This window comes from Actinomadura geliboluensis (assembly GCF_043197915.1).
Classification (GTDB): Bacteria; Actinomycetota; Actinomycetes; order Streptosporangiales; family Streptosporangiaceae; genus Spirillospora; species Spirillospora geliboluensis.
Genome location: NZ_JBICUA010000010.1, coordinates 14,792 through 38,698, shown reverse-complemented (window position 1 = coordinate 38,698; position 23,907 = coordinate 14,792). Strand labels below are relative to the sequence as shown.

The window sequence follows — 23,907 nt, the reverse complement described above, 5'->3', positions numbered from 1 at the left end:
GCGATTGCCTATGACACTATTTCCTCGTGCACAAGGTAAGTGTAGATTGACGGCAGGGGCATGATCCGGCGGCGGCGCCCCGCCCGCGGGGCGGGAGGCGGCCGGCTGACCAGGTGGCGGTGGTGACAGGTGTTGCGAGGCCGGCGTGGCGAGTGCACGGCGCTCGACGAGCTGCTGGAGGCCGTCCGGGGCGGGGAGAGCCGCGCCCTGGTGATGCTGGGCGAGACGGGCGTGGGCAAGACCGCCCTGCTGGACTACCTGGTCGACCGGGCGCCCGGGTTCCGGATCGTGCGCATCACCGGGGTGCAGTCCGAGATGGAGCTGGCCTTCGCCGGCCTGCACCAGCTGTGCGCGCCGATGGCGGACCGGTTCCAGCGGCTCCCCGACCCGCAGTGCGACGCGCTGCGCGCCGCGCTCGGGCTGAGCACCGGGCGCGCGCCCGACCGGTTCCTCGTCGGCCTCGCCGTCCTCGGCCTGCTCGCCGACGCCGCCCGCGAGCAGCCGCTGCTCTGCGCGGTCGACGACGCGCAGTGGCTGGACCGGGCCTCGGTGCAGGCGCTGGCGTTCGCCGCCCGCCGGCTGCAGGCGGAGTCGGTCGCGATGGCCTTCGCCGTCCGCGAGCCGGACGGGGCGCCGGAGCCGGCCGGCATGCCCGAACTGGCCGGTGTGCCGGAGATGGCGATCGGCGGCCTGCCCGACGAGGAGGCGCGGGCGCTGCTGCGCTCCGCCGTCACCGGGCCCTGGGACGAGCAGGTGCTGGACCGGGTCGTCGCCGAGGCGCGCGGCAACCCGCTGGCGCTGCTGGAGCTGCCGAAGGAGTTCGCCCCCGCCGAGCTGGCGGGCGGGTTCGGCGTGCCGAGCGCGGCGGGCCTCGCCGGCCGCATCCAGGAGATCTACGAGCGGCGCGTCGCGGGGCTCCCGCCCGCGGCGCGGCTGCTGCTGCTCGTCGCGGCGGCCGAGCCCGGCGGCGAGCCGGTGCTGCTGTGGCGGGCCGCCGACCGGCTCGGCATCGGCCTGGCGGCGGCGACGCCCGCCGCCGCGGCCGGGCTGGTCGAGATCGCCGACCGGGTCCGGTTCCACCATCCGCTCGTCCGCTCCGCCGTGTACTGGGCCGCGACGGCGGAGGACCGCCGCCGCGTGCACCGCGTCCTCGCCGAGGTCACCGACGCGGAGACCGACCCCGACCGCCGCGCCTGGCACGCGGCGCAGGGCGCGCGGGCCCCGGAGGAGGGCGTCGCGGCCGAGCTGGAGAGCTCCGCGGGCCGCGCGCGGGACCGCGGCGGGCTGGCGGCCGCGGCGGCGTTCCTCGCCCGCGCGGTGGAGCTGACGCCCGACCCCGTCCGGCGGCAGGAGCGGGCCCTCGCCGCCGCGTGGGCCGCGCACCGGGCGGGCACGCCCGACACGGCGCTGCGGCTGCTGTCGGTCGCCGAGGCGCTGACGCCGGACCGGCGGCTGCGCGGCGAGGTCGACCTGCTGCGCGCCGAGATCGCCTTCGCCGTCGACCGGGGCCGCGACGCGCCCGGCCTGCTGCTGCGCGCGGCCCGGCGGCTCACCCCGCACTCGGCGGCCATGGCGCGCGACACCTACCTGGAGGCGATCAGCGCGGCGCTGTTCGCGGGGCCGCTCGCCGACGGGGCCGGGCAACCGGAGACGGCCGCGGCGGCTCGGTCCGCCCCGCCGCCGCCCGGCGATCCGCGCCCGGCCGACCTGCTGCTGGACGGCCTGGCGCTGCGGATCGGCGAGGGCCTCGCCGCCGCGCTGCCGGCGCTGCGGCCCGCCCTGGAGGTCTTCCGCGGCCCGGACCTCGCCGAGGAGGACGGCCTGCGCTGGCTCTGGCTGGGCGGCGTGACCGCCGCGACGCTGTGGGACCACGAGGCGTGGGCGGTGCTCGCCGCCCGGCACGTCCGCCTCGCCAGGGAGTCCGGCCAGACCGCCGCGCTTCCGCTCGCGCTGACCCAGCACATCGCCGTGAACGTGTTCGCCGGCGAGCTGACGGCGGCGGCCGCGCTGGACGAGGAGGTCGCCACGGTGTCCGAGGCGATCGGGATACCCGTCCCGTCCTACGGGAGCATGCTGGTCACCGCCTGGCAGGGCCGGGAGGCCGAGTTCACCGCGCTGATGAAGAGGGTGGCGGTGGAGGCGCGGCGCCGGGGCGAGGGGAACGCGCTGACCGTCGGCGCCTGGGCGAAGGCCCTGCTCTGCAACAGCCTCGGCCGCTACGGCGACGCGCTGGCCGCCGTCCCCGAAGCCGCAGAGGACCGCCTGGCGCCAGTCGGCGCCGGGCCGTGGGCGCTGGTGGAGTACATCGAGGCGGCCGCCCGCACCGACCGGTTCGCGGACGCCGCGGTCGCCCTCCGGCGGCTCGGCGAGGCGACCCTTCCGGCCGGGACCGACTGGGCGCTCGGCGTCCACGCCCGCTCCCTGGCGCTGCTCAGCGAGGACACCGCCGCCGAGGACCGCTACCGCGAAGCGATCGAGCGGCTCGGCCGGGCCGGCGTCCGCGGCGAGCTGGCCCGCGCCCACCTGCTGTACGGCGAGTGGCTGCGCCGCACGCGGCGGCAGCGGGCGGCCCGGGAGCAGCTGCGCACCGCCCACGAGTCGTTCACCGCCATGGGCATGGAGGGCTTCGCCGGACGGGCCGCGAGCGAGCTGCAGGCCACCGGCGAGCACGTCCGCAGGCGCGCCACCGAGGCCGCCGGGGAACTGACACCGCAGGAGGCGCAGATCGTCCGGCTCGTCCGGGAAGGGCTGACCAACCCGGAGATCGGTGCCCGGCTGTTCATCAGCCCCCGCACCGTCGAATGGCACCTGCGTAAAACCTTCGGCAAGCTCGGCATCACCTCGCGCAGGCAGCTCCAGCGCACCCCCACCACCGGCAGGGCTTAGCCCCAGGGTCGGGGCCAGTAGTTCACCCTGGTCCCCGGGAGCGCCCTCACGGAGACAGTGGTCGAGAAGGGATCGACCACTGAGGAAGCGAGGACGCAATGAGCAACCCCGTATTGGAGCCGGCGGCCCGGGAGTTCGCCGAGGCGGTGTCCAAGCCGCCGTTCGTGTACGAACTGGACGTCGACGCCGCCCGCAAGGTCCTGGACGACGTCCAGGCCGCGCCGGTGCGCAAGCCCGACGTGGACGACAAGTGGATCACGGTGCCGGCCGAGGTCGGGGACGTGCGGGTGCGGATCGTCAAGCCCGTCGGCGCGTCCGGCATGCTGCCCGCCGTCCTCTACGTGCACGGCGGCGGCTGGGTGCTGGGCAACGCGGGCACCCACGACCGGCTCGTCCGCGAACTCGCCGTCGGCACGGGCGCGGCGATCGTCTTCGTCGAGTACGACCGGTCGCCCGAGGCCCGCTACCCCGTCGCGATCGAGCAGGCGTACGCCACCGCCCGCTGGATCACCGAGCACGGCGCCGGCGAGGGCCTCGACGCCTCCCGGCTGGCCGTCGCCGGCGACTCGGTCGGCGGCGACATGACCGCCGCGCTGGCGATCATGGCGAAGCGGCGCGGCGACGTCACGTTCGTGCACCAGTCGATGTACTACCCGGTGACGGACGCGGGGCAGGACACCGCCAGCTACCGCGAGTTCGCCGACGGCCCGCACCTGACCGCCAAGGCCATGGCGTGGTTCTGGGACGCCTACTGCCCCGACCCCGTCCAGCGGACGGAGATCACCGCGTCCCCGCTGCGCGCCACCCTCGACGACCTGCGCGGGCTCCCGCCCGCGTTCCTGATCGTCGACGAGAACGACGTGCTGCGGGACGAGGGTGAGGCGTACGCGCGCCGCCTCACCGAGGCCGGCGTCCCGACCACCAGCGTCCGCTACAACGGCACGCTGCACGACTTCATGATGCTCAACCCCGTGCGCGACACCCGCGCTACCCGGGCCGCCACGGCCCAGGCGATCGACGTCCTCAAGCACGTCCTCGGAAAGGCGGACTCATGAGCACCGACCGTCCCATCGTCGTCCTGGTCCACGGCGCCTTCGCTGAGTCTGCGAGCTGGAACGGCGTCATCAGCCGCCTGCGCGACCGCGGCCTGGACGCCGTCGCCGTCGGCAACCCGCTGCGCAGCATCCCCAGCGACGCCGCCTACGTCCGCGACGTGATCGCGAGCCTCGGCCGCCCGGTGATCCTCGTCGGCCACTCCTACGGGGGCATGGTCATCACCGAGGCGGCGTCCGGGAACCCGGCCGTCCGCTCCCTGGTCTACGTGGCGGGCTTCGCGCCCGAGCCGGGGGAGACCGCGTTCCTGCTGTCCGGCAAGTTCGAGGGCAGCACCCTCGGCGACGCGCTGAACGGCTACCCGCTCTCCGGCGGCGGCAACGAGCTCCGCATCGCCGACGAGAAGTTCCACCAGCAGTTCTGCGCCGACGTCGACCCGGCCGAGGCCGCGCTGATGGGCGCGACCCAGCGTCCGGTGACCGAGCGCGCGCTGACCGAGGGCCTCTCGGTGGACGAGCCGGCCTGGCGCACCGTCCCGTCCTGGTTCGTGTTCGGCTCCGACGACCGCAACATCCCGGCGGCCCTGATGCACTTCATGGCCGACCGCGCGGACGCGCGCGCCACCGAGGAGGTCACCGGCGCGTCCCACGCGCTCGCGGTCTCCCAGCCGGATGCTGTGGCCGCGATGATCGCCGAAGCCGCCGGCGCCGCCTGAGACGCCGCGGCCGGGCAGCCGCCCGATCAGACGCCGCACCATCCGGTGCGGCGCCTGACGGACGGTGTCTCAAGGTTTGCGGGCGAGGACGACCCGGTAGCGCGGGCTGCCGTCCTTCCGCCGGCCCACAGACGGCAAGGGCGCCGTCGTCACGTCGAACCCGGCCGCCGCCAGGTCGTCGCTCACCGCACCCAGGGGGCAGGTGCGGTAGTACATGACGAACGGCGGACGCCACACGGCGTTCCGGACCCGCATGGCCACATCGAACCCGAGCAGCGCCCAGTACCAGCCGGACGTGAAGGGCGGCGGCGCGCCGATCGGGAAGGCGAAGAGCCCGCCGGGCCGCAGCGCGCGGTGCACCCCGGCGAAGACGGCGGGCCGCTCGGCGGGCAGCAGATGCCCGAGCGCCCCGAAGGTCACCGCGAGGTCGAAGCCCCCGGCGAACGGCAGCGCCCGCGCGTCCGCCCGCACCCACTCGGCGTCCGGGTGCGCCTTCCGCGCCTGCGCGAGCATGCCGGCGCTGAAATCGACACCGGTGACCCGCCCCCGGCACAGGGGCCGGAGCACGCCCATCCCCGCGCCCGTGCCGCAGCACACGTCCAGCCCCTCGCCGAACGGCCCGAGCGGACGCAGCGCCTCGGCGGTCGCGTCAAGGATGCCGCCGGGCGTCCGGAACGGCGTGTGATCGAACTTCGGGGCGAGCAGGTCGTAGCCGTGCTCCACCGAAGAGAGGGCCTGGACCGCCAGCTCGCGCGCGGACGGGCCCCGGGGGGAGAACACCGGTCAGCCGGCCCGGGTGAGGGCGTCGATCGCGGCGACGTCCTCCGCGGTGAGGTCGAACCCCTCCAGGTCGAAGTTCGCGGCGATCCGCTCCCGGCGCGACGACCTCGGAAGAATGACGATCTCGTGCTCCAGATGCCACCGCAGGACCACCTGGGCGGGCGTGACCCCGAGCCGCTCCGCGATCCCGGTGAGGACCGGATCGCGCAGATCGGTGTTCTTCAGGCCGCTGTAGCCCTCGACCACGATGCCCCGGCGCCGGTGCTCGTCCAGCAGGGCCGGGTCGTGCTGCGCCGGACTCCACGGGATCTGGTTGACCGCCGGCTGCTCCCCGGTGGCCTCGGTCAGCTCGTCGATCTGCGCCGGGCTGTAGTTGCTGACCCCGACCGTGCGGACCAGCCCCGCGTCCCGCGCCGCCAGCAGCTCCCGCCACGTCGGGACGAGCTCGTCCGGCCCGGTCGGCCAGTGGATCAGCCACAGATCGACGTAGTCGGTGCCGAGCAGCCGGAGGCTCGACTCCAGCGTGGCGCGGGCCTTCCGCGCGTCCTTCGGCCGCAGCTTGGTGGTGATGAACACCTGCTCGCGGTCGACGCCGCCGTCCTTCACGGCCCTGCCGACGTCCGCCTCGTTCCGGTAGAGCGTCGCGGTGTCGATGTGCCGGTAGCCGACGTCGAGCGCCGCCCGTACCGACTCGTACGCCGTCTGGTGGTCGAGCTCCCAGGTCCCGAAGCCGATCAACGGCAGTGCGGCGCCACCGGGCAGGTTCACAGTCCGCGTCATGCCCGCCATTCTGCCCTCCCGATCGATCGGCATGCCCGCGCGGTCCGGGCGATGCCTAGAGGCCCGACGGGTGCGCGGACAGCCAATCCGCATGCCGACGCCTCAAGGCATCCCGGTCCTGGACGGTCGGGGCGATGACATCGGCGCCGCCGTCATAGGGGTGATAAAGCCATTTCAGGTCTGGAGGGGCGATGATCGCGTTGCCGAGATCGTCGTCGGCCACGCGTCGCAGCAGCGCATCCAGGCCGGGCCCGTCGAAGGACCCCCTGCCGACCCAGAGCGTCAGCGGTATCTCGAAGTAGGAGCGTTCACTCGGCTCGATCGTCAGCCACGGAACCGCGCCAGGATGGACACGAGGATCTGGCGAGGCACCAGCGCGCGCGTCGGCGAAGTATCCGGCGATCACATAGAGCCCCTGCCGAGCCCCGAGTTCGGCAAGGACGCAGCGGTGTCGACGGAGGACGACGCCGTACTCCTCTTCAGTCTCGGCATACCGCTTGGACTCCGGAAGGCTGTGAAACCTGACCCACCGTTCGGCATGCCGAGCCGGCAACTCGTTGGCGATCGGCGACCCACCCCACCGCGTCCGCCACAAGGCACTGAGCGCCTGTACTTCGTCCCCGGTCACGATCCCCCAACCTGCGAATAGCCCGGGTAGACGGCACGTTGCAGCAACCGCCCTCGCCTGGCGAAACCTCGCTGCTCGTTGTAAGCCAGGACCTGCGTGCCGTCATGGTCCCAAACCCGGACCTTCTTGCCTCGTCCGTAGTTCTCTACCAGAGTCCTGCCCGTGAACAGCCCATGGAGCGCTACCCGAAGCCGCTCCACGGATTTGCCACCGGAACCGAACTCCGGGCCGGACCCTCCGCCGTCTCCCACTATCAACATGACACTGCCGTCTCCGGAGGTGTGCATGGTGATAGGGGCGCCTTCCCCACGGGCGTCACTGACCTCAACGGCGAAGAGCCCGGGAGTTAGCTCCTCGACTTCGAGGTCGATGACAACGTTCAACGAGCACGCCATGTCTTGAAGCAGCTTCACTGCAGGTAGATCAATCTGGGACACGCTCGCAAGCGTGCCACATGCCGAATAATGATGGACGGGGCAGGCAGTGCATGATGCGAGGGAGAGTTCGAGCATATGTCGTGCTGCCTATCGCGATCATTCGGGAGCCCTTTGTTTTGACCGGCAGGACGCCGGTCAGGCAGGCGGGCGGTGCTGGGAAGGGAGTAATCAAAGCACGGTGATCATCTGCGCGGAGTCGCTATGCTCGGTCTCGGCGGCTTCATGGAGGCGAGGTTCCGATGCCCGCGGACAGGGTGGCGTACATCGCGATCTTCATGATCATTCCGGTGGCGTTGTTCCTGCCCAGGACGGGAAAGTACGGTCTGCGGATGTCGGTCGCCATCGCGTTCGTGGCGGTCGGCGAGGGGCTGCTGATGGGGGGTGCGGTGTCCAGGCCGCTGGAGGCCGCGCTGCTGTGTCTCAGCGGTGGGCTGCTGATCCTGGCCGAAATCGCCACGGGCAGCGAGAACCAGATGGTCTCCCTCCTCTGGATCGCCTGCGGTGCCATCGGGCTTTGGAAGCACGAGGACATCGCCGAATGGGTCGCCACCGCGCGGACGGAGGTGGCGTCCGCCGGGCTCGCCGGCACGGTCGTGCTGATCGCGCTGGCCGTGCGCGGGTGGCGGCGCGCCAAGCGCCCTGCCTATAAGTCGGACGACCTGACGGGCCTTTCCTGATGGGGCAGGCTCCTTCCACCGTCGTCCAAGCGGTCCTGCTCGTGCTTTTCGTCGTGCCCGGGGTCACCTACCAGTTCCTGCGGGAACGCATGCGCGGTCCCGTCGCCGGCGAGCGCAACATGGGGGAGCGGATACTCCGTGCGCTGCTCGCGTCCATCGTGCTGGACGCGCTTTATGCGATCGTGGCGGGCCCGGCTCTGATCCGCCTGGCGCGCGGCGGCAAGGAGAAGGGCTGGGACGGCCTGGTCCAGCATCCGCGCCTGATCGGCCTGCTGGCACTGCTCCTCTTCGTCGCCGTTCCGGCGGTGGCGGCATTCGCGGTTTCGGCGTGGCAGCGGCGCCGGCTGCCGACCCGGTACGACGCCGGAGCAACCGCATGGGACCACATGTTCCGCCACCGCGGTTCCTGCTTTGTCCGCGCCCGGCTGAAGGACGGTTCCTGGGTGGGCGGATGGTACGGCTCGAAGTCCTATGCGACGTCCTATCCCGAGCCCGCGGAAATGTACCTGGAATCTGCGTGGAGAATGAAACCGGACGGAAGCTTCGCCGATCGCGTCGCCGGCACCGCGGGCCTTCATGTCCGTGCGGCCGACGTCGATGTGGTCGAGTTGATCGATCCGCCCGGGTCGGCATCGTGAAGGAGAGGGCATGCCGGAACTGACGCCGCACGAGAAGGAACTGCTGGCGAACCCCGACCTGGTGCGCGGCCATGCCCCGCGCGACGGTGTCGGCGAACCGGCCGAGGCTCCGGAAGGGCCCGCCGCCGCGTCGCCGCCGAACCAGGCGCCGGCCGCCTCCGGCGGCTCCGCGGATCCGGCGGGACGGGCTCAGGGCCCGACGTGAACATGACCTGCCCACAGGGCCGGGAAGTTCGGATACATTTCGCGCGCTCTGCGGGTCGCCTGGTGAACGGCGGCCGCCGCGTCCGTCCGGCCCCCATTCCGGACTGATCCGCGAAGCCCCTCATAGATCTGCCCGGCGAATTCGAGCGCGACCCGGTCGCGCAGGGGCCACAGCGCCGCGATGACATGCGCGAAGCCGGCGATCTGGAACGACGACGCGAGATGTATCGCCTCGTCATGCAGCCGCGTGCCGGGACGGGCGGTGTCGCAGCACGACAGATAGGCCAGCTCCGCCCTGCGGAGGTCCAGCCGGGACACGTCGGCCACGGACAGCGGCCGCCGCTGGTGGTCGTGCAGCAGCAACCGTCCACGGGTCGGTGATTCCACATCCGTTACCGCGTGGCAGGCGAAATGCGCCCATGTCCGGTGACGCAGCGCGTCCAGCACGGCTCTGGAGTACGCCTTGTCGTCGGCCAGGATGCGCGTGGCGGGGAAAAGGCGGCGAAGCTCATCGGCTTCGGCACGCGCGTGCTCCAGCGGAGCCTCGCCGGACGTCTTCGACATGGCCACGGCGAGAGGGCGCGGCTTCCCGCCCGGACGGCGCCGGGCGCGCGCGTCCACGAGCGCGCGCAAAGTAGGCGCGTACGAGGAGATCGCCCGATCCAGCAATGCCGGAGGATCGGCCCGGCCGCCCGCGCCATGGTGCCCGGCGGCGTGGATCGGCAGCATGGCCAGTGGCCCGGTCGGAACCCACCACACACGCGGCCAGTCGCTTCCCCGCCTGGACAGGTCCAGGACGTTCACGACGGGCTCGACCAGCGCGTCCCACAACCATGCCAGCACATCGGCGAAGCGCTCCTGCTCGCCCTGGTCGAGCATCGCCTCCGGCCGCACTGCGTCCAGCAGGACGGCGGTCTGCTCGTTCACGAGACCCGGTGTGACGCCGTTCAGTTCGAGTGTCCGCACCCCTTCGGCGTCCAGGATGACGGCGTCCGACCGCTGCTCACTGACGTTGAGGAACACCAGCGGGCCCTCCCGGGTCTGGGCGAGCATCTCGCGGAGAGTCGGCTCCCGAGCGAAGTCCGCGAACCCCTCTTCCCGCCGGATCTCCTCCAGCAGGGAATCCCAACGCGCGATCAATGCGCGCCGCTCCTTGCGCTCCTGTTCCCGCCTGAGCCCGGTGGCCTCCGCTTCGAATTCCTGAGTGAGCGGGGGCTCGTAGGAACCCTCCAGCATGGTGCGCAGCTCCGTGAATTCGTCCGCCAAGGCCGGATTACGGGCGCGCAATGCCGAGAGGTCGGGGCGGACGCCGAGCGCCCGCGACAGCAGTACGCCGCGTCCCCGCTCCAGCAGCGTCACGGCCTTCTCGGGCCGCCCTGCGGCAATGGCGCAGGCGGCGGCCGTCACCGCGATTCCGGTCCACTGGCCGAGCCGGTACTCCTGGTCGGCGCGGCGCAACTCCCGCGACGCCACCTGGGGAAGCAGTTCGATGACGCCCTCGAACGCCTCCACCGCGTCCGCATACCGCTCGGCTGCGGCGGCGAGGTCACTCCAGACCAGCCCGGCCACCACCCGCGTGGAAAGGTCGGTCGCCGGATTGGCCGTCGCCTCCCGAGCCAGCGCGCACGCCCGCGCCAATTCGGCATGGTCGCCGCCGCGCCGATGCCGATGGTGCAGTGCACGCGCGAGATTAAGCAGGTGGACGGCCCGTTCGGGATCGTCCTCCGGCGTTCCGTCCACCGCCCGCCGAGCCAGCTCGACGGCCTCTTCGAGATTCGCGACGTCCTGCGTGTGCTCGTAGCGGGTGCGCAGCGCCAAGGCGAAATTGTTCTGGCAGGTCGTGTAAAGCCGCGAGGTCCGAGGCACGCGCTCCGCGGCCTGCCGCCCCAGGTCGAGCGCGCGATCGAGGTCGGACGGCTGCTTCGTCCCAGCGAACCGCTGGACCAGCAGGAAGCACAGGGTCGTCAAGTCCATGACCCGTACGAAGGGGCGGTCTCCCGACTCGGTGATGAGCAGCACCTTTCCCAGCGTCTCGATCGCCTCATCGAGATCCGCCATTTCCTGCGTGCGCTCGTACCGGCTTCGCAGGACGGCGCTCAACTCCCTGAGGCACAGGAGACGATCGGCCCCGAACTGAACGGGCACGATCGCCACCGCCTTCCGCACGGTCGCCAGCGCCTCCTCCAGATCCGCGAAGTCGCCGAAATGGTCGTACCGCACCCGGAGCGCACTGCCGAGTTGGGACAGCAGCGCCGCGCGGCGCACATCGTTCGCCGGCTCGTTGCGCGCCGCCCGCCGGCCGACCTCCACGGCCTCGTCCAAGTCGGCGACGTCGCGAAGCCGCTGATACCTGCCCCGCAGCGCCATGACGAGATTGGCGGCGTATTGGGTCCGCGTAGCCTCCCCTGGACTGGCCTCCAGGGCCGTCCGCAGCGAGTCGATCCCGCGGGACAGCGCCGCCACATCGCCGCTCCGGTCGAATCGCCGCAGCAGTTGAAGCCCATGGCCATGCGAATCCACGGCCCGGTCGAGGTCGAGCGAAGGGTGCTGGCGCTGCCTGCGGGAGAGCCGATTCTCGGCCAGGAGATTGGCCAGGCCCCCGAACACCAGCAGCGTGTGCACGGCCGGCTTGACCCACGGATGGACAGACTCCTCAGGGGTCGTGAGATCCCACTGGATGACGAACGCGCCGAGCGCCGCCACGGTCATACGACCGAACCGCGGCCCGATGAAGCCGGCGTCCTTCATTCTCGCCAGCCCGATGATCACTATCATCACGCTATTGAGGAGCGCGGCGAACTCCGGGAGCACAGTGCAGGAGTATAACTATCCCAATTCACTCACACGCAGATGAATGCAAAATATCCCATATGTAACGTCCGAATCCCCATCGGCATCAACACTCCAGCAACCAGCCGGTCGAACCGAGGGGCCCCAGCGAGCCGGACGCGTACTGCTTCCACGTCACCAGAGTCGAGCCGCTCTCGGCCGGGGCCAGTCTGGAGTTAGGCAGTGACCGCGTGACCCTTCGGATGAAGCAGACTCGGACAACGCGCACACGTCCTTCGACGACCAGCGCGAAGTGCTCCGGAAGTCGGGGGATGCGTTCGCACGCCGAGACGTGGAGCACCTCCGAGGATGAGGCTCGAAAAGGGAGACGGACCAGCGGCCGGGTCCCGGCCGCTGGTCACGCCCGTGCTCAGTGCTTCCGGGCCTTACGGAGTAGGCCGACGAGGCCGTGAGTCTCGTCGTCCGGGCCGGACGAGAACCAGACGGCGTCGGTGCCGCCGGTGGTCCGCGTCCCGCGGACGAGTGCCCACAGGCCGTCGATCTCGATCGGGCGGCCGTCGGGTCGGCGCAGCGCGCCCTTGAAACGGCCACGCGGGGTGAAGGCGTTGATCCGTCCGTCGCCGAAGTTGCCGACGAGGACGTCTCCGGCGAAGTCGCCGAACGATCGGGGCGCGATCACCAGGCCCCACGGCGCGTTCAGCGGACCGCGCGAGGCGAAGCGGTGATGGACGCGGCCGAACTGCCGGTACTTCACCACGAAGCCGAGCCCGGGGCCGGGGACGTCGTCCTCGGCGTCCGCATCCTGCTTGGCGTAGGTGACGAACACGGAGTCGCCGAGGACGGCGACGTTGAACGGCGCGAAGCCGCGCGGGATCGACGGGTCATGGAAGCGCCCGCTGGGCAGCCTGAGCCGCCGGAACCTACCGTCGAAGACGTCGATGCGCCCGTTGTGGAAGTCGGTCGCCAGCAGGAACGCCCCATGGCGGGTGTGCAGCAGCGCCAGTCCCTTGTAGATGGCGCCGGGCGCGCCCGCCACGCGGACCGCGGTGGTTCCCGTGTTGCGGTTCCATGCGGTGATCGCGCCGCTCTCGCTGCTGAAGATGAAGGTGGCCGGCGCGCCCTTCACCACGAACTCGCGGGTGTCGTTGAAGACCTCTCCGGTGGGCGCGCCGCCCTCGATGCTGACCTCCAGTGGCTGCTTCGTCACGCCTCTCGCCCCGCCGGCGTACACGGTGGCGACGCCGGTGCCGTTGTTGGCGACCCACAGCGGCCCGGTCGGGCCGAGCGCCAGGCCCCACGGGTTGACGAGCTTGGGGTCCTGAAGAGGAGCCCGTCCTGGGATGTCGGAGACCAGGTTGGTCTGGGTGAACCGGGTGTGCCGGCCCGATTCGTCGGCGTGGTTCGGGGTTCCGGCGGACGCGGGACTGACCGGGGCCATTCCCGCCAACAAGGCAAGGGCGGCCACGAGCATACTCAGGGTTCTTCGCATTCAGATCTCCCTTGAATCAATCAGCCGTTCTGGACGGACCGCGGCGATCATTACCCCGGGCAGGTTCGGCGAACCCGGCTGCCCCACCACGCGACGGAATCCTGACCAACAACGACGGCTGCTTTACGCCTGACCACCCAACCCGCGGGCTGACCTGCAGGAAGTCAGGGCAAAGGGAGGCCGTCCACGGTCAGACCACCAGAAGCCCCGCAGCAGCGATCACCCCGCTTTCGCCGCCAGGTCAAGCACGGCGATCATCCCGGTCCTCAGCCATCGCGTCGGCGCACGAGATCGCCACGCGAGCCAGCAGATCGATGCGCTCACACGAGCCTCGGCGGCCGCGTCAGATACCTACACCCTTGCAGTAACCCGCCGTTACTGAATTGGCGCGCCACTAGACACTGCGATCTGCTCCGCTATGGATCTGGCGAGATGGGTCAGCGTGATGCGCAAGGTTAAATACCCTGGGCATGTTCCCTCCTTGGCGGGCGCCAATGCGTTTCTGGCTTTGTGTAGCCCGGCTCGCGATTGATGTACTTGTATTCAAGGGGAACTGTCTCGGTCAGCGGCCCGGCGAGTTGTTCGGCCTGCCCTGGAAGACGTGCGGCTCGCAGGTTGCGGGGCTTGCGGCGAGGAGGGTGGAACCCTCGACGGCGACCCGTGCGGCCAGTGCGCTGGTCCGGTGTCGAGTCGGCCACGCTGGAAGTCGTCCAGACGCTCCAACGGGCCGGGGGAGCGCTACGGTTCGTCCGTCCCGAGACAGACGACTTCGAGCGAACCATCCCGCTGCCTCCCGTCTGCATCACGGCTGTGTGCGAACACAAGGTGAGGCAGGCGACCGAACGGGCGAACGCCTGGCAAGGACTACGGCCTCGTCTTCCCGCCCCGGCGTGGGACGCCCATGGAGCCGGAGAATCTTCGCCGTAGCTGGGGCCGTGTCCGTGCCGCCGCCGGCCTGGAGGGGATGCGGTTCCACGACATGCGGCACACCTGCGTCTCGCTGCTGCTCCACCTGGGCATCGCGCCCAACGTCGTCCGCGACATCGTCGGGCACAGCGACATCGAAGTGACCATGACGATCTACGCTCACACATCCCTCGACGACAAGCGCGCGGCGCTCCGCAAGCTTGGGGATGCGTTCGGCTGACGTCCGCTCACTCAAGAGGCCCAGACTCGTTGTCTGGGCCTCTTGGTCGTCCCGGAAGACTCGTAGGGTGATCTCGTGCGCTACCTGACGAAAACCTTTGCTGCTGGTGCTCTTCGGCGCGGCCGGGAGGTGGAGCAACTTCTTGAAGCCTTTGAGGACGAGGGACGGCGCGGACTTCGTTGGTGCTGCATCTCGCCGGCGAAGCGTTTCCGGGGGTTCGTCGTGCGGGGGTTCGTCGTTGAAGAGTGTGAGTGGCTGCCGGTCGATGAGTTCCCAGCCTTCTATAAGGCGGACGACGACGTAGACGGTGCCAGAACCGTGGGTGAGGCTGAGACGGCGGAAGCCGCCATCGCTCTTGCCGAACGGGAGTTGGACGCCGACAGCGGTCGGTGGGTGAACCAAGGCGTCCTGTTCGATGAGTATCGGGACTTCGTCGAGAGTGGCCGTCCGCTAGGCCGATGGAAGCCGTCATGAGGGGACGTTGCCGTCAGGGTTGCCGTCAAAAGGCCCGGAACCATGATTGGTTCCGGGCCTTTTGGCTGGTCATCTGTGGTGGGCAGGGGCGGGGTCGAACCGCCGACCTTCCGCTTTTCAGGCGGACGCTCGTACCGACTGAGCTACCTGCCCAGGACGCGCGTCGGCGCGTCTGGCGGTCCTGACGGGATTTGAACCCGCGGCCTCCACCTTGACAGGGTGGCGAGCACTCCTAACTGCTCCACAGGACCTTGCTGCTCCGAGCTTAGCGGCTCCGGAGAGTGTCTCGGCCGGTGGCGACCCGGCGTTTGGCACGTCCGAGAGCATACGCGATGGCCGAGTACAGCGCCAACTCGTTAAGGGGGGAGGCTGCGGGGGATAGAGCGGTAACGGAGAGGTACCGGGTGGATGCGGGTTGGTAGTGGCTGCTGTGAGTTTGCGACCTGGGGTCCTAGTCTGTCCGGGTTGCGCGACGGTGCGTGACCAGAGGGTTGCGCCGTTCCGATGGGACGGCCGTGGACGCGAAGGAGGTCGGCGTGGTCGCGAAGCTCCCAGACCAGAGCGCCGAGGGCTACCAACGGGGACTGGGCACCCGCCAGATCCAGATGCTGGCGATCGGCGGGACGATCGGAACCGGGTTGTTCCTGGGTGCCGGGGAGAACATCGCCAAGGCGGGGCCGAGTCTGATCCTCATGTACGCCGTGGCGGGGCTGGCGCTGTTCTTCGTCATGCGGGCGCTCGGCGAGTTGCTGACGTACCGGAGGGCGGAGGGCGGGTTCGCCGGGTATGCCCGGGAGTTCCTCGGTCCGTTCTGGGGATACGCCACGACCTGGACGTACTGGATCATCTGGGTGACGACCGGCATGGCGGAGCTCACGGCGGCCGGCACGTACATCCAGAAGTGGTGGCCGGGGGTCGAGCAGTGGCAGACGGCGCTGGTGGCGCTGCTGGTGCTGTTCGTCGTGAACCTGATCTCGGTGAAGCTCTTCGGCGAGCTGGAGTTCTGGTTCGCGATGATCAAGGTCGCGGCGATCGTGATGATGATCCTGGTCGGGATCGGGGTGCTGGCCTTCGGGTTCAGTGACGCGGGGGAGACCGCGCGGGTCGGGAACCTGTGGGATCACGGCGGCGTGTTCCCCGAGGGGTACGGCGCCACGCTCATGACGCTGCAGATGGTGATGTTCGCCTACCTGGGCGTCGAGCTGGTCGGTGTCACGGCGAGCGAGGCCAAGGACCCGGAGAAGAACATCCCGCGGGCGATCAACGCGCTGCCGCTGCGCTTCGCGCTGTTCTACCTCGGGTCGCTGCTGGTCATCCTGGCGGTGGTGCCGTGGACGGCGTTCAAGGGCGGGGCGAGCCCGTTCGTGCTGGCGTTCGACAAGATCGGCATTCCGGGCGGGGCGGACATCGTCAACTTCGTGGTGCTGACAGCGGCGCTGTCGTCCTGCAACGCGGGCGGGCTGTACTCGACGTCCCGGATGCTGCGGACGGCCGGGGTGAACGGTGACGGCCCGAAGATCCTCGGACGGCTGAACGGGCGCGGTGTGCCCGTTCTGACGGTCGTCATCTCGGCGCTCGTCATGGGCATCGGGGTCGTCATCAACGCGATCGTCCCGGAGAAGGCGTTCGAGTACATCACGTCGGTGTCGACCGGCGGTGCCCTGCTGGTGTGGACGGTCATCCTCGTCGCGCACATGATCTACCGGCGGCGCGCGGCGGCCGGGACGCTGGCGAAGTCGCCGTACCGGATGCCGTGGGCGCCCTACAGCAGCTGGGCGGTGCTGGCGTTCTTCGTGTTCGTCACGGTGACGATCGCGTGGGAGGCGGACACGCGGGTGGCGCTGTACGTGATGGCGGCCTGGGTGGCGCTGGTCGTGATCGGCTGGCCGTTCGTCCGGCGGAACTCGCAGGAGGCGGAGATGAAGGTCGCGGTGGAGACCAGCAGCGCCTGACCTCATGGGATGATCCCCCCAGGCGGTTCCATCCCTCCGGAGGCGCGCGTGACCAGCATGCTAGAGATCCGCGTGCGCTGGGTTCTGCTGGTGGTGGTGGGCGTGGCGAACGTCGTCGGCGCGCTGGTCGTGCTGCTGTTCGCGACGTTCGTGGTGCCGGATCCGCCCCTTGAGGACCGCGACTACGCCCACCATGTGAACGCGCTGGCGTTCTTCGGCTATCCGTTCGTGGCGGTTCCGGTGGCGCTGCTTCTGGGGTTGTGGCTGTGGCGGCCCGTCGTGACGTTCGTCCGGGACGGGGGAGACCCCGACCGGCAGCAGCGGCGGGCCGTCCTGCTGGGGCCGCTCCGGTTGACGCTGCTCATCGGCGCCATGTGGGCGGTCGGCGCGCTCGGCTGGGCGGTGCTGGACCTGGCCCTGTTCACCGGGCGGCTGGCGGTGAAGACGAGCCTGACGTGCCTGCTCGGCGCGGCGACGACGTGCACGATCGTGTACCTGCTGTCGGAGCGGCTGCTGCGGCCGGCGGCGGCGCTGGTGCTGGGCGCGGAGCGGCCGAAGAAGTTCCGGCTGCCCGGGGTGACGACGCGGGTGATGCTGGCGTGGGCGCTCGGGACGGCGATCCCGGTGTTCGGGCTGATCTGCGTCGCGATCGCCGCGCTGGCCGCGCCGGACATCAACGTGACGCAGCTCGCGATCACGATCCTCGGGCTCGGCGGCGTGGCGCTGCTGGCCGGCGTGTGCGTGATCTACATGGCGACGCAGGCGATCGCGGATCCGATCAAGTCGCTGCGGAAGGGGATGGCGCAGGTCGAGCGGGGTGATCTCGGCGCGCAGGTCCCGGTGTACGACGCGAGCGAGGTCGGGCAGCTGCAGGCCGGGTTCAACCACATGGTGGCGGGGCTGCGAGAGAACGAGCGGCTGCGCGACCTGTTCGGACGGCATGTCGGCGAGGAGGTCGCCGATCTGGCGCTGGAGCGCGGCGCCATCACGCTCGGCGGGGAGACGCGCGAGGTGGCGGTGCTGTTCGTCGACCTGACCGGCTCCACCAGGCTCGCCGACACGCGGGGTCCGGACGAGGTCGTCGGGCTGCTCAACCGGTTCTTCGGCGTGGTGGTCACGGTGGTGGCCAAGCACGGCGGCTGGATCAACAAGTTCGAGGGGGACGCGGCGCTCGCGATCTTCGGGGCGCCGACGCAGCTGGCGGACTCGGCGGGCGCGGTGCTCGGCGCGGCCCGCGAGCTGGCGGTGCGGCTGCGGGCCGAGGTGCCGATGCTGGACGCGGGGATCGGCGTGTCGGCGGGCCCGGTCGTCGCGGGCTACATCGGCGCGGAGGAGCGGTTCGAGTACACGGTGATCGGCGATCCGGTGAACGAGGCGGCCCGGCTCAGTGACCTGGCGAAGGGTGAGGACGGGCGGGTGCTCGCCTCGGCGGCCGTCCTGGAGCTGGCGCATCTGGCCGAGTCGCAGGAGTGGGACGTCGAGGGGGCGGTGACGCTGCGCGGCCGGAGCCGTCCGACCCGGCTCTGCAGGCCGCGCGCGGGTCTGCCCGCGCTCCTCGCGCCCGCGCCCGCAGGCGGGGAGCGGGCGCGGCGGCGTGTCCGGTTCCCGCGTCCGCTGCGGCGGAGCCGGCGGCTGGTGCTCGGGGCGCTGATCCTGTCGAAGGCGGCCAAGAGCGCCCGGACGCCGGACAAAACCGAAGAGTCCGGCTAGCGGAGAGCGCGGTTCGGCGGTGGGCGCCGTGTCCTCCGCATTGTGGACGGCTCGGCTGCGTATCGTCACTCTCCGTACACGGTCTGCTACCTGCCCGTAACGGGGGTGTCACCGGACGGTCCGAGGGTTGGGGCGGACAGCTCCGGCTCCCGAGAGGCTGACAGATGTACCGACGGACCCGTCTAGCGCTCATCGCCGTCACGGCCACCGCGGCGCTCGCCGCTCCGGCGGCGGCCTCCGCCGACCCGGCCCCGGCGGACCCGCTTCCCGCCGCTCCGCAGCCCCGTCCCCAGCGGCCGGACGCGCCACCGCCGAACGCCCCCCGCCCGGACGCGCCCCGGCCCGCCGCCCCGCATCCCGGGCAGATGGCGCAGCCGGGCGCGCCGGACCCGCGTCCGCGCGCCATGCCCGCACCGCAGGCAGCGCCGGGCCTCCCGGACGCCGAGGCCGCGCCGCGCGCCCGGACCGCCGCGCAGGCCCGGATCCTGGACGTCGCGCACCGGGGCGCGTCGGCGTACGCGCCGGAGAACACGCTCGCCGCGTTCAAGCTGGCCAGGGCCCAGAACGCGGACATGTTCGAGCTGGACGTCCAGGAGACCAAGGACCACAAGCTCGTGATCATGCACGACACCACGCTCGCCCGGACGACGAACGCCGAGCAGGTCTACCCGGACCGCAAACCGTGGAAGGTCGCCGACTTCACGCTCGCGGAGATCGAGAAACTCGACGCGGGGTCCTGGTTCGCGAAGAAGTACGCGGGCGAGCGCGTCCCGACGCTGCCCCGGGTGCTGACCGCGATGCGCGGCCAGGGGCTCGGCCTGCTGTTGGAGATCAAGAGCCCCGACCTCTATCCGGGCATCGAGAAGCGCATCGCCGCGGCGCTGCGGCGCTCGCCGTCCTGGCTCCGCTACGACCCGAACGAGCGGCGCCTCGTGGTGCAGTCGTTCGACTGGGGGTCGGTGCGCCGGTTCCACGCCGTCCTGCCCAAGGTCCCGACCGGGCTGATCGGGACGCCGAAGGCGGCGGAGCTCAAGAAGCTCGCCAAGTACGCCGACCAGATCAACCCGAAGTTCGGTGACGTGACGGCGTCCTTCGTGAAGAAGGTGCACGCGGCCCGAATGGACATGCTGACCTGGACGATCGACGACCGCGGCGACATGGAGAAGGCCGTCAAGCTCGGCGTGGACGGGATCATCACCAACAAGCCGGACGTCTTGCGGCATGTCCTCCAGACGTCCCGCACGGCGCAAGCGGGCCGCCTCGCCGTCGGGCCGGCCGTGCGGCCTGCGGCCTGATCAGGGAAGATGGCGGCGCGCGCGGGCGGTGAGCGCGCGCGCCGCCGGGCTGCGCGGGCCCTCCGCGCGCCACGCCAGCGCAATCCGCCCGCTCAGCCGAGGCCGGACGATCGGCATCGCGTGCAGCGCGTCCGGCACGCCTCGGGCGGCGGATTCGGGGAGGACGCCGACGCCGAGCCCGTGCGCCGCGATCTGCGCCACGACGGGCGGCTCGCCGGCCTCGAACGCGATCCGCGGGCGGAGCCCGGCGTCCGCGAAGGCCCGGTCCAGGACGGCGCGCACGCCGGTGCCCTTCGGCAGGCTGATCAGCGCCTCGTCGGCGAGCGCCCGCAGCGTGATCGTGGGCCGCCGGGCCAGCGGGTGGTCGTGGCTGACGGCGGCGTAGAGGTCCTGCTCGATGACGACCCGGGTCGCGATGCCCGCGGGCGCGTCGGCGCCGAGGCTGAGGAAGGCGAGGTCGACGCGGCCGGAGCGGAGGCCCTCGGTCAGCGTGTCCGTGTCCTCCTGGATGACCGTGACCTCCACATCCGGGTGGTCGCGGTGGAATTCGGCGATCAGGCCGGGCAGATCGAGCGACCGGATCCAGTCGATGGTGCCGACCGTGACGTGCCCGCGGAGCAGGCCGGTCAGCTCGTCCACCGCGAACCGCGCGCCGCTGACGGCCGCGAGCGCCGCCCGTGCGTAGGGGAGGACGGCGGCGCCGGCCTCGGTGAGCCGGACCGTCCGCCCGGAGCGGTCCAGCAGCGGCTGGCCCAGCTCGCGTTCCAGCTGCCGGATCTGGGCGCTGACGCCCGGCTGGGCGACGTGCAGCCGGGCGGCGGCCTTGGTGAAGCTCGCCTCTTCGGTCACCGCGACGAAGTACTCCAGCTGGCGCAGCTCCATAACCAGCCATGCTAGCCGCGCGTCCGTTCAGCGCTCCGGCTTCTGCCGAACCCCGTCGGGACGAGAGGCCCGGAAATCGCGCGGAAGGGGCGGCGGGGACGGCGGTGACGGGCGGGACCAGGCCGGTCGGCAACCATTTCTTTGTCCCTTCTTGGGTGCGTCGCGGCTGTTCAGAGGACTGATTCCGATCTGGACGGTGAAGACATCACCTGCGGGAGGTCGGGTGTACGGACGACGCACATGGTCTATTCGAGTGCGGATGACCGTAATTGCCGGAATGGTCACCGCCATGATCTGCGTCATCGTGACCACGCTGGTCCTGGTGGAGGTGCGCGGCTCCGAGACCGACTCGAAGCGCAGCGAGGCGACGGCGGCGGCGCTGCGGATCTCCTACGAGATGCGGCGCGGCCCGGTGCGCGGCGACCTCGACGCGCCGGAGGGCGTGGTCATCCAGGTCATGGACGAGAACCGGACGGTCATCGCGGGCAGCCGGGGCCCGTCGCTGGACGGACCGCCGATCGCCGACTTCCTCCCCTCCCAGGCCAAGGTGTACTCCACCCGGGACGTGTGCTCGGCGAGGGAACTGCCCGGCTGCGCGTGGGTGATCGGCTTCCGCGTCTACCAGCCGGGTGGTGACTGGCTCGTCTACGCCGCCGCCCCGGCCGTCCCCTGGTACGTCAACCCGGGCCTCATGATGCTGCTGGTCAGCGTCTCGCTGCTGGTGATCCTGCTGGCCTGCCTGCGCGCCTGGGGGACGGTGGACCAGACCCTCGCCCCGGTGGACGCGATCCGCGCCGAACTGGCGGAGATCACCGCGCTGCAGTCCGGCCGCCGGGTCACGGTCCCGGAGAACCGGGACGAGATCAGACGGCTCGCGGAGGCGGCGAACGCGACGCTCGACCGCCTCGACAGCGCCCTGGAGCGACAGCGCAGCTTCACCTCCGACGCGTCCCACGACCTGCGCAGCCCGATCGCCGCCGCCCGCACCCAGCTGGAGGAGGCGCTGCTCTTCCCCGACGACGTCGACTGGCCGCAGGTGGGACGGGGCGTCCTGCAGAGCCTGGAGCGGCTCCAGGCGATCGTCACGGACCTGCTGCAACTGGCCCGCCTGGACGCCGCCGCCTGGAAGGACGTCGAGACGATCGACCTCGGCGCGCTGGTCACCATCGAGGTGGCGAGGTCGAGCCGGACGAAGCGGGTCGTCCCGCACCTCCAGGAGGGGGTGACGGTGCGCGGGGACCGGCTCCGGCTCGTCCGGCTCTTCACGAACCTCCTGGACAACGCCGAGCGGCACGCCGAGTCGCAGGTCGACATCACGGTCCGGCGCACCGACGGCGAGGCCGTCCTGGAGGTGCTGGACGACGGGGCGGGGATCGCCGAGGAGCACCGGGACCTGGTCTTCCAGCGGTTCGCCCGGCTGGACGCCAGCAAGGCCCGCGACCCGTCGGGCACCGGTCTCGGTCTGCCCATCGCGCGGGAGATCGCCCGGCTGCACGGCGGGAGCCTCACCATCGAGGACAGCGCGCGCGGTGCCCGGTTCGTCCTGCGCATCCCTCGGAACGCTCCAGAGCGCCCCGACCACCCCTCCTGAGCGGGAGGAGGGGGATCCGGGGCGCGTCAGGCGGCGGAGCGCGCGGGGAGGCCGCGCAGGTGGATCCAGCCTTCGATGTCCGTTTCCTTCACCCGGCAGCTGACCGGCTCGTACTCGCCGGCGTTCACGCGGAGGGGGCCGTGGGCGATGGCGGAGTCGTGGACGAACCTCGACACGATCACGCCGAGGTCGGCGCGCGTCGCGGCGAGCCGCGCCCGCAGCGGCGCGGCGTCCAGCAGGCGCGCCGCGTTGATGATCGTCCAGCCGGACAGGCCGGGCGGGTCGGGCACCACCGGCCCGACGTCGACCGCGACCCGCAGCTGGATGCGGACCGCCTCGCTCGACCGGTGGTTGTGCCGCCGCAGCCGCGCCCCGAGCAGCGCGATCATCGGGTCGATGACGGCGGTGGTCGGGATCTCCGGCGGGACGACGATCAGCGCGCCGTCGCCGCGGTCCTCGCTGTAGCAGGTGTCCCACGGCACGCCGGACCCCTCGAAGGACTCCCGCAGGGCGGCGTACATGGCGCGGCGCACCTCGATGCGGTCGTGCTCGTCGCGGGCGCGCGAGCTGAAACCGGCGATATCGGTGTAAACCACAGTGCAGTTGCGCCCCGCCCACGCCGGGCCTGTGGCGGCGCGGCTCGCGGGCTGCACTACCGCTTGCCCGTGGGGCTGGACGCGCACGGTCGCGGCCGGATGCGCCCGCCAGGAGGGACGCTGCGGCCGCCCGACCAGGTCGGACGTCTCCGCGGCATACGTCCACGCACCGGTGCGTGACTTCGGCTGCGCACCCGCGCCGACCGACGCGTACCGGCCTGTCTCCGCCGCGTGGTCGGTCTCGGCGTACGGGACGGCCGCCCCAGGGAATGGAGCTGGCTCGAGGCATTCGCAGACCTCGGGGTACAGGTCGAACACGGTGTAGGGGTCGTACGGGTCCATGACGGTGTTCGGTTCCATCACGCCAAGCGGGGCGTTGTTGGGCCCCAGAAGAGGCAGAGGAATGAACGCGGTCGTGTAGGCGCGAGACAAGCCGTACTGGACGGTGGACTCGTACGCCTGCGCGCCGACCCCGTAAGGGTGCGTGCCTCCGGCACCGTAGGGCGGCCCGCCCGCAGCCCCGGCGCTCGCTCCATCCCCGTACGGCCGTCCCATACGAGGGTCGTGCTTGGGGCCCGCTGCGGTCTGTTCGGTGAGCCGCTCGTACATCTCGCGTTCCAGGACGGCGACCACGCGCGGATGGTTGCTCAGGTAGGTGACGAACTGCTGCGTGGTGAGGAGCAGCGCGCTCAAGGGCTCCATGGCGACGACGGTCGCCGAGCGGCGCCGCAGCAGCAGCGCGGCGCGCTCGCCGATGATGTCGCCAGGGCCGCGGAAGGCGATGATCCGCTCGCCGCCGTCCCGCCGCACGCTGACGCGCACCGTGCCGGTCTTGATCACGATGGTCTGGTCGGCGGCCTCGTCCTCCTCCCACAGCACCGCGCCGGCGGGGTACACGACCTCCTGGGCGGTCGCGAGGAACTCGGCCCGCTCGATGGTCGTGAGGGACGTCCAGAACCCGGGCCGCCGGGATTGGGCGCCCGGCCCCGGCCGGACGGCCACGGGCGGCCCGGCGGGCCGGCTCTCCAGGTCGGTGCTCTCGGCCGGGCGCTCGCCGTGGGGCCGCCGGGGGCGGACGACGGCGAGCGTCTCCGGGTGGACGATCTGGTCCGGGTCATGCCGGCGCGCGTGTGCGTCCATCAGCTCACCCGGCCCGCGACCGAGGGGGCGGAATTCGTGGGGT

General features: G+C 71.4%; 20 protein-coding genes and 2 tRNA genes. 12 read left to right on the top strand and 10 right to left on the bottom strand.

Going from position 1 to position 23,907, the window contains the following annotated elements:
- Nucleotides 1-132: 132 nt before the first annotated feature.
- The 3 genes from ACGFI1_RS29535 to ACGFI1_RS29525 all read left to right on the top strand — a co-directional run bounded on the left by ACGFI1_RS29535 (nt 133) and on the right by ACGFI1_RS29525 (nt 4,654).
- Nucleotides 133-2,886 carry an AAA family ATPase gene (locus tag ACGFI1_RS29535; RefSeq protein ID WP_392789884.1) on the top strand — a complete coding sequence of 918 codons (2,754 nt, stop codon included), beginning with the start codon at nt 133-135 and terminating at the stop codon, nt 2,884-2,886.
- A 98-nt stretch (nt 2,887-2,984) separates the two neighbouring features.
- The gene (locus ACGFI1_RS29530) at nt 2,985-3,941 is read left to right on the top strand and encodes an alpha/beta hydrolase (RefSeq protein WP_392789882.1); all 957 of its coding nucleotides are present in this window, start codon (nt 2,985-2,987) and stop codon (nt 3,939-3,941) included.
- Entirely contained in the window at nt 3,938-4,654 is a 717-nt protein-coding gene (locus ACGFI1_RS29525; protein WP_392789880.1) for an alpha/beta fold hydrolase, read from the top strand. The genes ACGFI1_RS29530 and ACGFI1_RS29525 overlap by 4 nt, the downstream gene beginning before the upstream one ends.
- 69 nt (nt 4,655-4,723) lie before the next feature.
- On the opposite strand, the gene ACGFI1_RS29520 is transcribed toward ACGFI1_RS29525, so the two are convergent.
- The 4 genes from ACGFI1_RS29520 to ACGFI1_RS29505 are packed head-to-tail and all read right to left on the bottom strand — an operon-like array spanning nt 4,724 to nt 7,279.
- A complete protein-coding gene (locus tag ACGFI1_RS29520) occupies nt 4,724-5,434 on the bottom strand; it encodes a class I SAM-dependent methyltransferase (RefSeq protein ID WP_392789878.1) in 711 nt (236 codons plus the stop codon).
- A gap of 3 nt (nt 5,435-5,437) precedes the next feature.
- Nucleotides 5,438-6,214, bottom strand: coding sequence for an aldo/keto reductase (locus tag ACGFI1_RS29515; protein WP_205719369.1), 777 nt, complete (start codon nt 6,212-6,214; stop codon nt 5,438-5,440).
- 55 nt (nt 6,215-6,269) lie between these two features.
- Nucleotides 6,270-6,842 carry a DUF3885 domain-containing protein gene (locus tag ACGFI1_RS29510; RefSeq protein WP_392789876.1) on the bottom strand — a complete coding sequence of 191 codons (573 nt, stop codon included), beginning with the start codon at nt 6,840-6,842 and terminating at the stop codon, nt 6,270-6,272.
- On the bottom strand, nt 6,839-7,279 hold the full coding sequence (locus tag ACGFI1_RS29505; protein WP_392789874.1) for a hypothetical protein: 441 nt from the start codon (nt 7,277-7,279) through the stop codon (nt 6,839-6,841). Before ACGFI1_RS29505 ends, ACGFI1_RS29510 begins: the two co-directional genes overlap by 4 nt.
- Before the next feature lie 239 nt (nt 7,280-7,518).
- Here ACGFI1_RS29505 and ACGFI1_RS29500 point away from each other — a divergent pair, with 239 nt between their 5' ends.
- The 3 genes from ACGFI1_RS29500 to ACGFI1_RS29490 are packed head-to-tail and all read left to right on the top strand — an operon-like array spanning nt 7,519 to nt 8,799.
- Nucleotides 7,519-7,956, top strand: a complete 438-nt coding sequence (locus ACGFI1_RS29500) for a hypothetical protein (protein WP_392789872.1) — start codon at nt 7,519-7,521, stop codon at nt 7,954-7,956.
- Entirely contained in the window at nt 7,956-8,594 is a 639-nt protein-coding gene (locus tag ACGFI1_RS29495; protein ID WP_392789871.1) for a DUF6338 family protein, read from the top strand. Before ACGFI1_RS29500 ends, ACGFI1_RS29495 begins: the two co-directional genes overlap by 1 nt.
- A 10-nt stretch (nt 8,595-8,604) precedes the next feature.
- Nucleotides 8,605-8,799, top strand: coding sequence for a hypothetical protein (locus tag ACGFI1_RS29490; protein WP_138637662.1), 195 nt, complete (start codon nt 8,605-8,607; stop codon nt 8,797-8,799).
- Here ACGFI1_RS29490 and ACGFI1_RS29485 read toward each other — a convergent pair.
- Complete coding sequence (locus tag ACGFI1_RS29485; RefSeq protein WP_392789868.1) at nt 8,784-11,567, bottom strand: CHAT domain-containing tetratricopeptide repeat protein; 2,784 nt, start codon at nt 11,565-11,567, stop codon at nt 8,784-8,786. The genes ACGFI1_RS29490 and ACGFI1_RS29485 overlap by 16 nt on opposite strands.
- A 430-nt stretch (nt 11,568-11,997) precedes the next feature.
- Complete coding sequence (locus ACGFI1_RS29480) at nt 11,998-13,026, bottom strand: TIGR03118 family protein (protein WP_392789866.1); 1,029 nt, start codon at nt 13,024-13,026, stop codon at nt 11,998-12,000.
- 952 nt (nt 13,027-13,978) lie between these two features.
- Here ACGFI1_RS29480 and ACGFI1_RS29475 point away from each other — a divergent pair.
- Entirely contained in the window at nt 13,979-14,224 is a 246-nt protein-coding gene (locus ACGFI1_RS29475; protein WP_387074699.1) for a tyrosine-type recombinase/integrase, read from the top strand.
- 75 nt (nt 14,225-14,299) lie between these two features.
- Entirely contained in the window at nt 14,300-14,698 is a 399-nt protein-coding gene (locus ACGFI1_RS29470) for a hypothetical protein (protein ID WP_392789863.1), read from the top strand.
- 76 nt (nt 14,699-14,774) lie between these two features.
- On the opposite strand, the gene ACGFI1_RS29465 is transcribed toward ACGFI1_RS29470, so the two are convergent.
- Both ACGFI1_RS29465 and ACGFI1_RS29460 read right to left on the bottom strand, forming a co-directional pair.
- Nucleotides 14,775-14,851, bottom strand: a tRNA-Phe gene (locus ACGFI1_RS29465).
- 20 nt (nt 14,852-14,871) lie between these two features.
- Nucleotides 14,872-14,949 (bottom strand) — tRNA-Asp (locus ACGFI1_RS29460).
- 264 nt (nt 14,950-15,213) lie between these two features.
- Between ACGFI1_RS29460 and ACGFI1_RS29455 the strand changes: the two genes are divergently transcribed.
- The 3 genes from ACGFI1_RS29455 (at nt 15,214) to ACGFI1_RS29445 (ending at nt 19,655) form a co-directional block, all read left to right on the top strand.
- A complete protein-coding gene (locus tag ACGFI1_RS29455; RefSeq protein WP_387077074.1) occupies nt 15,214-16,650 on the top strand; it encodes an amino acid permease in 1,437 nt (478 codons plus the stop codon).
- A 57-nt stretch (nt 16,651-16,707) separates the two neighbouring features.
- Entirely contained in the window at nt 16,708-18,360 is a 1,653-nt protein-coding gene (locus ACGFI1_RS29450) for an adenylate/guanylate cyclase domain-containing protein (protein ID WP_392790598.1), read from the top strand.
- A gap of 164 nt (nt 18,361-18,524) precedes the next feature.
- Nucleotides 18,525-19,655: a glycerophosphodiester phosphodiesterase gene (locus ACGFI1_RS29445; RefSeq protein WP_392789859.1), complete on the top strand. Its 1,131-nt coding sequence runs from the start codon at nt 18,525-18,527 to the stop codon at nt 19,653-19,655.
- Here the strand turns inward: ACGFI1_RS29445 and ACGFI1_RS29440 are convergent, their stop codons facing one another.
- Nucleotides 19,656-20,537: a LysR family transcriptional regulator gene (locus ACGFI1_RS29440; protein ID WP_392739366.1), complete on the bottom strand. Its 882-nt coding sequence runs from the start codon at nt 20,535-20,537 to the stop codon at nt 19,656-19,658.
- Nucleotides 20,538-20,796: 259 nt separating this feature from the next.
- Here ACGFI1_RS29440 and ACGFI1_RS29435 point away from each other — a divergent pair, with 259 nt between their 5' ends.
- A complete protein-coding gene (locus ACGFI1_RS29435; protein ID WP_392789857.1) occupies nt 20,797-22,128 on the top strand; it encodes a sensor histidine kinase in 1,332 nt (443 codons plus the stop codon).
- A gap of 26 nt (nt 22,129-22,154) precedes the next feature.
- On the opposite strand, the gene ACGFI1_RS29430 is transcribed toward ACGFI1_RS29435, so the two are convergent.
- Nucleotides 22,155-23,864, bottom strand: coding sequence for a cyclic nucleotide-binding domain-containing protein (locus tag ACGFI1_RS29430; RefSeq protein WP_392789854.1), 1,710 nt, complete (start codon nt 23,862-23,864; stop codon nt 22,155-22,157).
- Between the last annotated feature and the right edge of the window lie 43 nt (nt 23,865-23,907).